General features: G+C 58.3%; 9 protein-coding genes. 6 read left to right on the forward strand and 3 right to left on the reverse strand.

Features of this window, described 5'->3' with window-relative positions; genetic code table 11:
- The first annotated feature begins 732 nt into the window (after positions 1–732).
- The 6 genes from ASC97_RS07715 (at position 733) to ASC97_RS07740 (ending at position 8,358) form a co-directional block, all read left to right on the forward strand.
- Complete coding sequence (locus ASC97_RS07715) at positions 733–1,965, forward strand: MFS transporter (RefSeq protein ID WP_113001306.1); 1,233 nt, start codon at positions 733–735, stop codon at positions 1,963–1,965.
- Between the two features lie 142 nt (positions 1,966–2,107).
- Positions 2,108–3,226 (forward strand): OpgC family protein, encoded by a 1,119-nt coding sequence (locus ASC97_RS07720; protein WP_057467768.1) that lies wholly within the window; start codon positions 2,108–2,110, stop codon positions 3,224–3,226.
- Between the two features lie 824 nt (positions 3,227–4,050).
- Positions 4,051–5,922 (forward strand): adenylate/guanylate cyclase domain-containing protein, encoded by a 1,872-nt coding sequence (locus ASC97_RS07725; protein ID WP_057467769.1) that lies wholly within the window; start codon positions 4,051–4,053, stop codon positions 5,920–5,922.
- Between the two features lie 106 nt (positions 5,923–6,028).
- Positions 6,029–7,360 (forward strand): hypothetical protein, encoded by a 1,332-nt coding sequence (locus ASC97_RS07730; RefSeq protein WP_057467770.1) that lies wholly within the window; start codon positions 6,029–6,031, stop codon positions 7,358–7,360.
- A 20-nt stretch (positions 7,361–7,380) separates the two neighbouring features.
- Positions 7,381–7,974, forward strand: coding sequence for a hypothetical protein (locus ASC97_RS07735; RefSeq protein WP_057467771.1), 594 nt, complete (start codon positions 7,381–7,383; stop codon positions 7,972–7,974).
- Between the two features lie 27 nt (positions 7,975–8,001).
- On the forward strand, positions 8,002–8,358 hold the full coding sequence (locus tag ASC97_RS07740) for a hypothetical protein (RefSeq protein WP_057467772.1): 357 nt from the start codon (positions 8,002–8,004) through the stop codon (positions 8,356–8,358).
- A 362-nt stretch (positions 8,359–8,720) separates the two neighbouring features.
- Here ASC97_RS07740 and ASC97_RS07745 read toward each other — a convergent pair whose 3' ends face one another.
- From ASC97_RS07745 to ASC97_RS07755, 3 genes are all read right to left on the reverse strand, one after another.
- Complete coding sequence (locus tag ASC97_RS07745) at positions 8,721–10,028, reverse strand: NtaA/DmoA family FMN-dependent monooxygenase (protein ID WP_057467773.1); 1,308 nt, start codon at positions 10,026–10,028, stop codon at positions 8,721–8,723.
- Positions 10,025–11,278, reverse strand: coding sequence for an acyl-CoA dehydrogenase family protein (locus ASC97_RS07750; RefSeq protein WP_057467774.1), 1,254 nt, complete (start codon positions 11,276–11,278; stop codon positions 10,025–10,027). Before ASC97_RS07750 ends, ASC97_RS07745 begins: the two co-directional genes overlap by 4 nt.
- A gap of 92 nt (positions 11,279–11,370) precedes the next feature.
- Positions 11,371–12,459 (reverse strand): rhodanese-like domain-containing protein, encoded by a 1,089-nt coding sequence (locus ASC97_RS07755; protein ID WP_057467775.1) that lies wholly within the window; start codon positions 12,457–12,459, stop codon positions 11,371–11,373.
- Positions 12,460–12,464: the final 5 nt, after the last annotated feature.

Consider the following 12,464-nt stretch of genomic DNA (forward strand, 5'->3'; position numbering starts at 1 on the left):
TTTCTGCCGGCGACGATATAGACGATTAGCGACAACTAAAGAACAGCGGGAAACGAGCACCTGCCCTGCGGCGTGCGAATACCGCCGACATCTTAGCGCTCCGGACTTGGAACCCACCCGCGCGTTAGACCCCTACTCATGCATTTCTGGACCGTGTCGAGTTGATCTCTGAGGTGTCTGAAGTCTTCGATCAACGTGGAAATCGTCGCCCTCATGTCGCCTGGATGCCAAGCGATCGCTTGTTCCACGGCATCATATTGGGTGTCTGGCACTTTCTCGGCAGCTGTCATCGCTTTTGCCCTTTCCGGTTTCTGGCGTAGACAGGATCAGTCGCCGCGCTTCGCGCTCAACATTGACGACTCGCCCCAAACTGAACGGAGCTTGTGAATGGTGACAGAGCCTTCCGATTCCTTCAATCGAAGACACAGTGAATTTAATCTGAGCCGCCGCTCGATGACGTCGAAGCGTCTAGTCGATGACTGGAGCGGGAGAATGGCCACACCCGATGCTCGCGATTCAAGAAAGGGATCGCCACGTCGATTCATCAAGCTTCGCATTACTGATGCCACCTCGCGAAAAGACAAAGAGTACAGACATCAACGCTAGCGAGCTCTCCATTGAAAAAATTACTGGGCTGGACCGTTCCATTCAAATGTGACCTCGACGCACCTCCGTCGGAGTTCTAAAAAATGGAGGAGAAACGGGGCCAACCGAGCCCTTTGGGAGAGTTTCATGGCTGCATCAGTTTCGGACGCGACGTCTTCGGCCGATACGTCGAGCATCGCTCGGCCTCGAGCCCACCTGTTGGTCTTGCTCGCATTGGGCCTATCGCATCTCTGCAACGACACGATCCAATCCCTCATTCCGGCAGTCTATCCGATTTTGAAGAGCGAATTCGCCCTCGACTTCGTCCAGATCGGCGTCATAACCCTTGTTTTCCAGATCGCAGGCGCTCTGCTGCAGCCCGCGATCGGCCTCTACACAGACCGCCATCCGTTGCCCTACTCGGCGGTGTTCGGGATGATGTTCACGCTCGCTGGCCTCATCAGCCTTGCCTACGCTTCCTCTTACATCCTCGTTCTAATTTCCGTGACCTTGGTCGGTATAGGTTCATCCATTTTTCATCCTGAAGCGACACGGGCAGCGCGATACGCGTCCGGCGGCAGGCAGGGATTGGCTCAGGGCATTTTCCAAGTCGGTGGACAGGTAGGCGGCGCGCTCGGACCGCTTTGTGCTGCGGTTTTCATCGTTTCGAATGGTCGGCACAGTCTGGTGTTCTTCACGGCGATGATCGCTCTGGCGATGTTTCTGCTCACCTGGAGCGCTCGCCAATACTGGTCGATCCAGTCACAATTCGACGCCGCGTTTCGTAGTAGGAGCGCGAAAAACGCTCGCCCGGATCACTCGCGCCGTACCGTCATCATCGGCCTAGTGGTTCTGACGCTGCTCATGGCGTCCAAGCTGACGTACCTTGAGAGCTTCCGCTCATTCTACACATTCTACTTGATGGATCGCTTCGGCGTTTCAGTGCCAACGTCGCAGCTGATGTTGTTCGTGTTTTTCATCTCGTCCGCAGCAGGCGTGCTGCTTGGCGGTGTCGTGGGGGACAGAATCGGCAGGTACCGGATCATCTGGATTTCCATCTTGGGGCCCCTGCCCCTCACCATGCTCTTGCCCTACGCAGACCTCTTCTGGACAGGGGTGTTGACGGTTGGTATCAACCTGATCATGGCAAGCGCATTCGCCTCCATCATGATCTACGCGATGGACCTCGTACCCAAAAGGATCGGCCTTATTGGCGGCATGTTCTATGGGCTCAACTTCGCGATCGGTGGGATTGCGGCAGCGTTTCTCGGCGGCCTTACCGACGCAATCGGGATAGAGGGCGTCTACCAGATATGCTCGTTCATACCGATTGCTGGCTTTCTGGCGGTGTTCTTGCCTCGTTTGGAAGGCAGACGATAGAGCCTGGCGGTGGCGGAGCGGATGGCTTGTGCCCGGAGGTTTGGATGTCAGGGACGTGAACTGCTCGTTCATGTAGGCTTCATCGCGCAATTGCTACTTGGGTGCGTCATCAACAGCAATGAACCACCAGGACAGATTAGCCATGCAGCACCCTGCCGCTCCATCGGCCGGCCGAGACCCCCGCCTTGATTTCTTCCGTGGCCTAGCCCTGGTTATGATCTTCATCAACCACGTGCCGGAAAACATGATGGAAGGGTTCACATCGAAGAATTTCGGGTTCTCGGATGCCGCCGAAGCGTTCGTTCTGATGTCAGGGATGTCGGCAGGTCTGGCCTATTCCAATACCTACGCCCGCGATCGTATCCACGCAATTGCCCTGATATTGCGTCGCGCGGGCCGCCTCTACAGCGTTCACCTACTCACTACGGTGCTTGCCGTCGTCATCCTTATGGCCGGCCACAATCTTCTTGGCACAACGGCCCTCTCCGAGCGTGTCAACATGGTGTCTTATCTTGAAGCTCCGTGGACGACCGCCCTGGGTGTGCTCGGCATGACGCATCAGCTGGGCTACTTCAACATTTTACCGCTCTACATGTTGCTGCTGGCAGCGACGCCATTTTTCCTCGCTCTCGCATCACGCAGCCGGGTTCTTTTGCTGGCAATGTCGGTTTCGATCTGGGCCATTGCCGGGTGGAATAACGTCAATCTCCCGAACTTTCCCACCGAAGGGTCCTGGTTCCTGAACCCGTTCTCATGGCAGCTGATCTACTGTATTGGCCTGTGCGCTGGCATCTCGTCAAAAAAGGGCGATTGTCTCGTCGGTTACAGCCCGGTGCTGATGGCGGCTGCGGTTGGCTACCTTGCCTTTGCAATGTTCGTCATTCAGGGTCAGCACTACGACCTTACGAGTTGGGGTAGTCATCCCGCTCTCCTGGTCGGTTTCGACAAGGGGATACTGCCGCTTCCGAGACTGATGCACATATTGGCGCTGACCTACGTGATCTCGCAGATAAGAGTGATCCGTGCGCTTGCGGGAAGTGCCATGCTGGCTGCTGTGTCGCTCCTTGGAAAGCAGGGCCTTGCTGTATTCGCCTGGGGATCACTTGTCTGCATTTCGCTACAGGTTCTGAGAGAAGCGTATGTGTTCTCTCCTGCCCTTGAGTGCGCGACGCTCGCGGTGGGCCTGGCAATTCAGTATAGGGTAGCGCTGCGCCTGGAGACCGAAAAACTTGCCGTGAATCGTCGTTCGCAGATGGCCTAGCGGCTCTTGACCATGAAGCGCTATCCAATCGTCGCTATTCACTTGTTCGAATGCTCGAATACCCTCATCGCCTTGCTGCGCGGGCATTCGAGCTGAACCTATCATTCTCTCCGTGCACACTTTGAACAGCTTGAGGTGCCTTATCTGGTAAGAATGCCTCGGTACCTATGCTTTTGCCCGGACAGTATTTCGGCCGAAACATCTTCGGCGATCATCATGCTTGTCGCATCAGGCGCAGACCAACCACACTTCATGAGCAGGTCTGTGCCAAACGTTCCCGGAGTGGTTAAAAGTCTATCAATCTCATGCGCGACTGCAGAGCAGCAAAGGATCGGCGCTTGACCACGGAGGCATGGAATTCACGCCCCTCGCGGGCTCCGCCAACTCGGCCCGATCTCATTAGGAAAGATTTGGTTGCGGGGCCTGAAGGCACCGCGACTTGTAAATAGTGCTGTTGAGCGGATCGAATCCAGGCAAGGGTCGATCGCGTGGTATAACAACGATTTATGGAACACTCGGCTTAGGCCAACCGGCCGAGCGTCCTAGTCACTGACCTCAAAAGGGCGGCGGCAAGACGCAAGTTAGTGCTTTTTCCATGTCGTGTAGCTTCCTAGTCAAGGTCTACACCATCGCCGCTACATGACCCGTCCATCAACGCTCATCAGACTGTTTTGAGAGTAGGAGACCAGGCACTTTGGCGCACTTCGGCTGGCCGGTTTCACGGGACCGGGAAAAATTAGTTGTCAGTAATACAATCGTCCGTCAACATTGCTGGCTAACTGCAATATTGAGTAATATTACCACCATAACCTTGGGAGACGGGCATGTGCGCAGAGCATGTTGAACGTCGATTGGCGGCTATCCTGGCTGCCGATGTGGTGGGCTACAGCCGTCTCCTGGAGGCCAACGAAGAGGACACGCTCAATGCCCTTCGTCAACATCGCCGCGAGCTCTTTGATCCCGCCGTCGCAACTCATGGCGGGCGTATAATCAAGGTAATGGGCGACGGTTTCCTGGTTGAATTCAGCAGCGTGCTGAGTGCTGCACGCTGCGCAGTTGAAATCCAGCGCGGCATGCTGGAGCGCAACCTCGGCATTCCACCCGCCAGGCACTTCACGTTCCGGATTGGCCTAAATCTCGGCGATATCATCTTTGATGCGGATGACTTTCATGGGGACGGCATCAATGTGGCCGTCCGGCTACAAGGCCTTGCAGCGCCTGGTGGCATTGCCTGCTCGGAGGCTGTGCGCCACGAAGTCGGAAACAAGCTCGGTCTTGATTTCCTAGACCAAGGCGCCAAGGCAGTTAAGAACATTTCCCGTCCAGTACATGTCTATTTTGCCGATTGGGGCAACGTAGCTTCAGGAGAGGTTCCGTCTGCAGCAAGCGGCCACACTCAGGCGTCCATCAACAAGCCGTCTGTTGCAATTTTGCCATTTGCGAACATCAGCAACGATCCTACGCAGGAGTTTTTCAGCGACGGCATCACTGAAGACATTATTACTGACTTGTCGAATGTCTCAGGCTTGTTTGTGCTGAGCCGCAACACCGTCTTCACGTGGAAAGGGCGCAACGAGAACCTGCAGCTCATCGCCCGGGAACTCGGCGTTGCCTTTATCGTGGAGGGGAGCGTCCGCAGGGCAGGCAATCGTGTAAGGATCAATGCAGAATTGATCGAAGCAGCTAGCGACGGTCACGTCTGGGCCGCGCGCTACGATCGCGATCTCACCGACATCTTCGAAGTGCAGGACGACATCACCAAGGCGATCGTCGAGCAACTTAAGGTCAAGTTGCTCCCCGAGGAGAAGGAGGCAATCGAGCAGGCGCCAACGGAGAGCGTGGAAGCCTATACCCACTATTTGAGGGGGCGCGAATATTACCACATTGCCTCGAGCTCAAATCATCTGATGGCTAGACAGAGTTTCGCCAGGGCCATCGAATTGGATCCGAAGTATGCCCGGGCCTATGCCGGCGTTGCGGTATGTGATGCCCGTCTTCGGTCACAATTTGGCATGAAGATTCCGGTGGATGACATACTTGCGAACACGGCGAAGGCGCTCGCTATCGATCCCGATTTGGCGGAGGCATATGCGGCCAGAGGGTTTGCGTTGGCCGTCGCCGGCAGCCGCGCCGAGGCTGTTTCTGCTTTCGAGCAGGCTTTGTCGCTCGACGCCGATTGCCACGAGGCCAATCGGTACTATGCCGAATTCTGCGTCACCGACGGTCAGTTTGAGCCGGCGGCCATATACTTTCAGCGTGCACTGGCAATCAAGCCCGCGGATTATGGCGCGCCGATCATGCTTGTGAATGTCTTTCGTTCACTGGGGCAGCTAGACAAGGCCGAGAGTTATGCCCGGATCGCGATAGGGAAGGCTGAGGAAGAACTCCGGCTGCATCCGGAGAATGCCAACGTTGCCTGCCTTGGAGCGACCGTGCTGGCATTTCTCGGTGCCCGCGATCGTGCACTGGAATGGCTGGCCCGATCGCTGGCGACCGATCCCAGCGACATAAACATTCAATACAATGCTGCTTGCACATATGCGTTGCTCGGTGAGATAGAGCGGGCGATAGACGTGCTTGAAGGCTGGATGCCTCAAGTCGGCGCCGAGATGAGGCTGTGGTTCAAGAACGATTCCGACCTCGATTCCATTCGGAGCCACCCGCGCTATTTGAAGTTGATCGGGCTTGATGAATAACTGCCCTGTACATTTAGCTGGTTTCTACTATTTTAGGGTGTGCTAAAATTGCGCCCGCCAGCGAAGCTTGAGTTGGCCGGATGTAAAGTCTTTTTGGGGAAGGCGGATGGGCACCCGGTTCAGACTTTTTGTACAGCCTCCGTTTGACGACGCTCGGTCGAGCCCCGAGATTGTCGAGGTCTCGTCTCCGCTGGGTAGCCTGACTGCTGGGCCGGCCGACGATCGCATGTATGTTGTGGAGCCGGTCGGCAAGGCCCGTCGTTACGGCGTGAACCGCGGGCCGCTGGGAACGCCGTACATCTATCTCCCTCCGTGGACCGGGAAAATCCTCGAGCCAGCCGCCCCCGATGGGTGCGGCAACTTCGACCACCTCCAGCCTTCGATGCCAGGCTTCGAGGCCGCCCATCTCTTCGGTTGCGTGCGGTTCACACTTGATGTTTGGGAGCGCTATCTCGGTCAGCCACTTGTGTGGCATTTTCGCGAACATTACGACCGCCTGCAAATCACCATCTTGCCGCAATGGAACAACGCTCAGTATGGTTACGGCTTCCTCGAAGTTGGGAGCCAGTTCGAAAAGGATGGGCGTGTCCTTCCCTTCAGCCTGGATTTCGACGTCATCGCCCATGAAGTCGGGCACGCGATTATCTTCAGCGTACTTGGCGTGCCGCGCCCGGGGACCGAGTACCCCGAATATCTCGGCTTTCAGGAGGCCTTCTCCGATTGCGTGTCGCTTATCGCAGCGATGCATTTCCCATCCGTGATCGACAATGTTCTCGCCGAGACGCGCGGCAACCTCTACCTTGCAAATCGCCTATCGCGCTTTTCGGAATTTTCGCCGCATCGCCAGATACGTTCGGCAAACAACAAACGGACGATGGCCGAGTTCACCCGTGGTTGGAAGGACGAGCATGAACTCTCGCAACCGCTGACCGGAGCCGTATTCGATATCCTTGTCGACATCTTTCATGAGAGCCTGGTGGCCCGGGGCCTGATCTCGCGTGCCATTGAAGATCTCGCGGATGTTGCCGAGTTCGATCCGGCTGCCGAAACGCCGGTACGTCACGCATTCGACCGCGCTTTTGCGCAGAATTCGGATGGATTTGTCGAGGCGCTGCTCGATGCGCGCGATATCGTCGGAATGTATCTTGCCGAAACCTTGTGGGCTCTTGCTCCCGACTTTCTGGACTACGGCGACGTCGCGAGAACGATGATTGCGATTGATCGGACCCAAAGTGGCGGCGAATTCGCAAGGATTATCAGTAGAAACCTCAAGCGACGGAAGATAGGCGAGCTGCACGCCGGCGTGCACGTCAAAGGCGGCGAACATTACAGCCATGCGCATTCTGCACGCACGTTACTGCCGATCGATTATCTAGAGCTTCCAAAGATGACCTATCGCGAGCAATTTTTGCTGTCGAGATTAATTAGCGGCCAATAGCCAGCTAGGCGGAGGGAGAAATGGCAGACAATGAAACCTTACTCGGCGTATCAGCGGTGTATCTGTTCGGGCGCCCACTTAGCGATCTCATCTTGAGAGGCGGACCCATTTACCAGAATCTAAGCGTCCCTCTCGCGGGAAGAAACCACTCGCTGAGAGACCAGCTTGGCGCGGCCGATGCGGTTCTGGCGCGGATCTTCGCTTTCTCGTTTGAAGGAGCTTTTCTTGAGCTCGGCAGGCCAGCAATCTTCGTTGTTCACGGCCCCGGAGCCGATCCAGACGATCCGCCTCCAAGGAACGTCGACGGTGATATCGAATACGACAGATTGTACCGGTCCCCTGGTTCGAGTGGACGAACGGGCCTGGGTTCGCAAGTCGGAGCCCTGGCTAAGGATATGAGGGTCTGGATCTATGACAAGGGCGACGTCTCGTTGAGACTAGATGCAGAAACAGGAACCCTTGAGCAAATCCTGCTGTCGGCCGAGGCTTCCGGTGATCCCAGAGGTATGACGAGCGGCGGATTGTCCAGATCGGGTGGCGCCCTGTCCCGCTCTGGTGGCGTGATGTCAAGATCGGGCGGGTTCATCCCTCGCAGATCGGGCGACAACGATTAAACTATCCACGGAGAAGGGAGGCTAAGGATGCCCACGAAACCCGAAGTTAAAATCGAGCGTTTGGAGCCGCGAACTGTGGTTGCTCCCCTGCTCGTGCCAACGTCTTTTAAACTCATAGGCTACGGCCTCAGCAAAGAGATATACGTGTATCTATCTACGAGAGAAGACGGAGGTGATGACGTTTCAAACCCGGATGGTAGCGCCGATGCGTCAACCTATAAAATCAAAATAGTTGCTGATGATTCTTCTACGAGCACGGACAGGGTATTGTCATTGATAGCAAAACCGGAGCTTGACGCTCTCCCGATCAATCAGCCCCTGTTTGTTGCCGTCAGACTGAACGGCAAGTTTGAAGATGCTCAACCAACGTTCAGGCTTGCCTGACATTCGAAAGATCACGTTGTCAGTCTCGGGTTGACGGTCTACGGCATCGTGAAGGCAGAGCGAGAGGCGGGCGCGAATGGAATGACGGGTTGACCAGCGCCCTTCGCGACTATGTCCGCTATGTCGTAGTCGATGCGAGCCGCGACTGGCGGCGGCGCTTCAAACTCCTGAAGCACCGCGACTATTTTCGCCCGGGTGTCATGCCGGCGAGCTCGGCACTGAGCAGAGACCAAAAAAGCTCCTCGACGCTTATGCGGGAGGAGCTTTGCTTCAAGTGTATTGGTTGCGAGACTTACAATTTAGGGGGCTAGTACATGCGATCGACGGCATTTTGCGTACGAAAGCATGCTTATTAGCGCACTTCATGCCGGATAGGAGAACCCGTACCGGTCGCGTATCGTTCGCCCCTCATACTGGCGGGGATATACGTTTCGATCCTGAAGGATCGGGATGACCTTGTCTACGAACTCGATGATGTCATCTGGCGCCCGAGGCGGTTGCAGTGTGTAGCCATCCACCGTGCCGTCCCCCCACAGGTCGATCATTTCCTCGGCCACCTCCGCGGCCGTGCCGAGCAGAAGTCGGTGGTGGCCTTCGGAGCGGCGCACCACCTGACGCGCTGTCAACCTCTCGTGCTGGAGCAGGTCGGAAAGGCCAAGCCCCATGCCCACGGCCTGCTGCCGGTTGGGATCAGGCACGAAGCGCTCGTAGTCCAATACAGCATCAGGGTCGAAGCCATCGCGATCCAGTCCATGCTCGCGCACGAACCGTTGCAGCAGGCCATCTTCCGATCCGGCTCCACTGTAGAGTTCGTGCTTGCGAAGCGCTTCTTCGCGGCTCTCGCCCAGGATGACAACGAGCCCGGGCACGATACGAATGTCTGCCGGATCCCTGCCGAGCGAAACAGCCCTCTGCCGGACCTTGTTGCCGAAAGCCCTGCCCGCAGGTTTGGAAAGAATGTTGCAGTAGATGATTTCGCCGTGCCGCGCCGCAAGATCGATGCCGCCATCCGACGCCCCTGCCTGGGCGATGACGGGATGTCCCTGCGGGCCGCGCGGAACATTGAGTGGACCGCGGACCTGGAAGAAGGCGTCGTCGTGGTCGATTGCCACGGCGCTGGTGCTATCCCAGAAGCGATCGGACGCGACCTCGCCCTCCCGCCGGGGATCCCAGCTCGACCAGAGCTTCTTTGCCACGTCGAGAAATTCGGTCGCACGGGCATAGCGCTCGTTGCGCGGCGGAAGCGCCGCACTGCCGAAGTTGGCTGCAACGTTGGGATTGAAGGACGACACGATGTTGACGATCAGCCGGCCTCCCGAAACGATATCGAGCGACTGGACGCGCCGTGCGAAGTTATAGGGTGAATTGTAGGTGGAGGACACAGTTACGACAAAACCGATATCCGGCACCTGTGCGGCCAGCGCCGTGCACAGGATCAGCGGATCGATCGTGTGGAAGGGACGCCCTAGTGGTTCCGTCATCAGGGCCGGATGGTCGGAAAAGAACACGGCATCGAACAGCCCCCTATGGGCGACTTCCGTGAGCCGCCGGTAATAGGCGGGATCGTTGATATCGTGCCTGTTGCCGCTGCGGTATTTCCATGCGTTTGCAAGATAGCCGGTGGAGTTCAGCCCGACATTGAGGTTCATGCGACGTCTTTGAGTGCTCATGCGTCTGTCCGTTCAGCCTGCTCTTGCTTTGCGACACCCACGCCCGCCTGCGGGCCTGGGATCGTGCCGTTGACGGCGAAATCGCCGACGATGCGATCATGGTAGATGCGCGGATTGTGGGACGCGATCGTACGGGCATTGCGCCAATGGCGGTCAAGACCATGGCCGCGCTTGGCCGCGGAGGCGCCCAGCGCGTCGAACAGCACCGTGCTGGCGTCCAGGATCAGCGAAGTGATAACGGTGACCGACTGGCTGACCTCGAGCTCGGCATTGCGGCCAGCCAGGGCGATCTGCTGCTCATCACCGCTTTGATTGGCCTCGTAGGCACGCTGCAGCGCCCGCGCCGCCTGGAGCACGATCGCGCCGGCACTGTAGGCGGCGCCTCTGACCTTCCCGACCACCTGCTGAACCTGCGCGTCCTGAGCCGATCGCGACGCGTTGCCTCGGCTGTAGACCCTTCTCCGTGCCGCTACATGGCGCGCCAGGTCATTCGCCGCGGCGCGACCGATCCCGGCCAGCGAGGCTAGATGGACCAGTTGGAAGAACCCGCCGGAGTAGCTGAAGCGCACCGAACTTGGCTTGATCAGCTCGTCGGCGATCTCGACGTCCTGGAAGCGAGCGGTGCCGCTGGCTGTCAGGGACTGGCCGAATCCGTCCCAATCGTCGATGATCTCGACACCCGGGGCCGATGTCGGCACCAGCGCGCCGATCGGTTGCCCGTCCCCGTCGATCGCGCCCAGCGTGATCCAGTCCGCATAAAGTGAGCCGGTGGTGTAGAATTTTTCGCCATCGAGCCGCCAGTTGGCGCCATTGCGGACAAGGCGTGTCGAATAGCTGCCGAGTGGCGTCTCGCCCAGCTCGGAAAATCCGCTCCCCACCGTCTCGCCCTGCCCGAGCCTTTTCAGCCAGCCGTCGCGCCAGGTGCTGTTCGGTGCATTCAGGAGATCCTCGGTGAAGCCGAAGTGGCTGCGATAGGCGTTGGTGAGGTTTGGATCGGCTGCGGCAAGCTCGATGATCAGGCCGAAAAGCTCGGGTAAGGTCACGCCGAGGCCTCCGTGGGCTGCCGGCAGCCGCAAGCGCGAAAAGCCTGAGGTCTTCAGCCACTCATAGGCATCGAAAGGTAATTCATGGGCAAGATCACGGTCGACAGCCCGTTCGCCGATGCGAGCGAAAACAGGCCTGAAGGTCTCCGCGAGACGCTCGAAGTGCTCGCTGGGCGGTGCGCCCCAGGCCCCATTGATATCAGTCATTGTGTTGTTTCCTGTTTACAGCCGCAATACCGCCGGCTGACGACGGCGGTGTTAGGAACTCGCCTTCTCGCTCCGGCCAAGACCGGGCCTTGCTACGCGGCGGCCCGCTGCTCTGCCTCGAAATCGTGAAGCAGGATCGCGATTTCGAAACCACGGCGGGCGAGCCAGTGGGCGACGATGCGGGCCCGCGAGCCCAGGAGATCGTCGACCAGGACGACCCGGGCGCCACGAACGGCAATGGTCCGGTAGGACACGCCGAGCAGCTGTCCGCCCTCCGAGGAGATCGATCCCGGAAGGTGTGAGCGCTCGAATTCCTCCGGTGTGCGGACATCCAGCAGATAGGTCGTGCGCTCCGGGTTCGCATTCCATCTCTCGGCGGTCTGCCGATCGATGAACGTCAGCCCATCCTTTGCCGAAAGGCTCTCGCCGCGCTCCCTCGCGAAACGACGCGAATCGTCGGTTGGCTCACCGTAGGTGGCTGTCCGTCCCGTTTCCAATTGGAAACCCGCATCCGTCCAGCCGCGTGTCCCGTCGTCCAGATAGGATACGGCATTGGCGACACCGGCATCGATCAGTGTCTGGGCTCCGAGAATGGCTCGAGGCAGACCGGCGCAGGAAACCACGACCTTCGTTTCCGCCGAGGGAACAATATCCGCGAAGCGCAGCAGGAGCTCGGCACCTGGCACACCGAAAGCACCCGGCACATGCGCCTTCTCATATTCGCTGAGCGTGCGCGTATCGAGAACGATCACGTCCTCGCCCCTATCGCTCAGTGCCTTGAGTTCGACAGCGGCAATCACCGGTGTCTGTCGTTCCTCGCGCACCTTCGTTACGAAGGAAACGCCCGGAATATCGAAGGTCGGAAGTGCTCCCGCGCCGCCGTCCACCCAGGCCGGTATGCCGCCTTCCAGGAAATGGATGTCGGTCCAGCCGACCTGCGCCAGTCGGGTTGTCGCCGCCTCAGCGGCGCCGTCACCGCCATCGACCAGAACGGTGCGGACGACACGACGCGGCACAAAATGGTCCAGTTCGGCGTCCAGGCGTGCCGCGGGCAGGTTTGTCGCAAAGAGCGGGGAAGCGTAACCGACGTCCTCAGTCGGCCGGATATCAAGCACCGCCAGTTCGAGCCCGTCACCAAGCCAGTCGATCAATGTGGCCTTGTCAATCGAATATCTTGTCATGGTGC

This window comes from Rhizobium sp. Root1203, from assembly GCF_001424945.1.
Lineage (GTDB): Bacteria > Pseudomonadota > Alphaproteobacteria > Rhizobiales > Rhizobiaceae > Rhizobium.

Excerpts from the sequence above, each read along its gene's own strand:
- ASC97_RS07730 (WP_057467770.1), top strand. The coding sequence starts at position 6,029 with ATGGGCACCCGGTTCAGACTTTTTGTACAGCCTCCGTTTGACGACGCT.
- ASC97_RS07750 (WP_057467774.1), bottom strand. The coding sequence starts at position 11,278 with ATGACTGATATCAATGGGGCCTGGGGCGCACCGCCCAGCGAGCACTTC.
- ASC97_RS07720 (WP_057467768.1), top strand. The coding sequence starts at position 2,108 with ATGCAGCACCCTGCCGCTCCATCGGCCGGCCGAGACCCCCGCCTTGAT.
- ASC97_RS07740 (WP_057467772.1), top strand. The coding sequence starts at position 8,002 with ATGCCCACGAAACCCGAAGTTAAAATCGAGCGTTTGGAGCCGCGAACT.
- ASC97_RS07735 (WP_057467771.1), top strand. The coding sequence starts at position 7,381 with ATGGCAGACAATGAAACCTTACTCGGCGTATCAGCGGTGTATCTGTTC.
- ASC97_RS07755 (WP_057467775.1), bottom strand. The coding sequence starts at position 12,459 with ATGACAAGATATTCGATTGACAAGGCCACATTGATCGACTGGCTTGGT.
- ASC97_RS07715 (WP_113001306.1), top strand. The coding sequence starts at position 733 with ATGGCTGCATCAGTTTCGGACGCGACGTCTTCGGCCGATACGTCGAGC.
- ASC97_RS07745 (WP_057467773.1), bottom strand. The coding sequence starts at position 10,028 with ATGAGCACTCAAAGACGTCGCATGAACCTCAATGTCGGGCTGAACTCC.
- ASC97_RS07725 (WP_057467769.1), top strand. The coding sequence starts at position 4,051 with ATGTGCGCAGAGCATGTTGAACGTCGATTGGCGGCTATCCTGGCTGCC.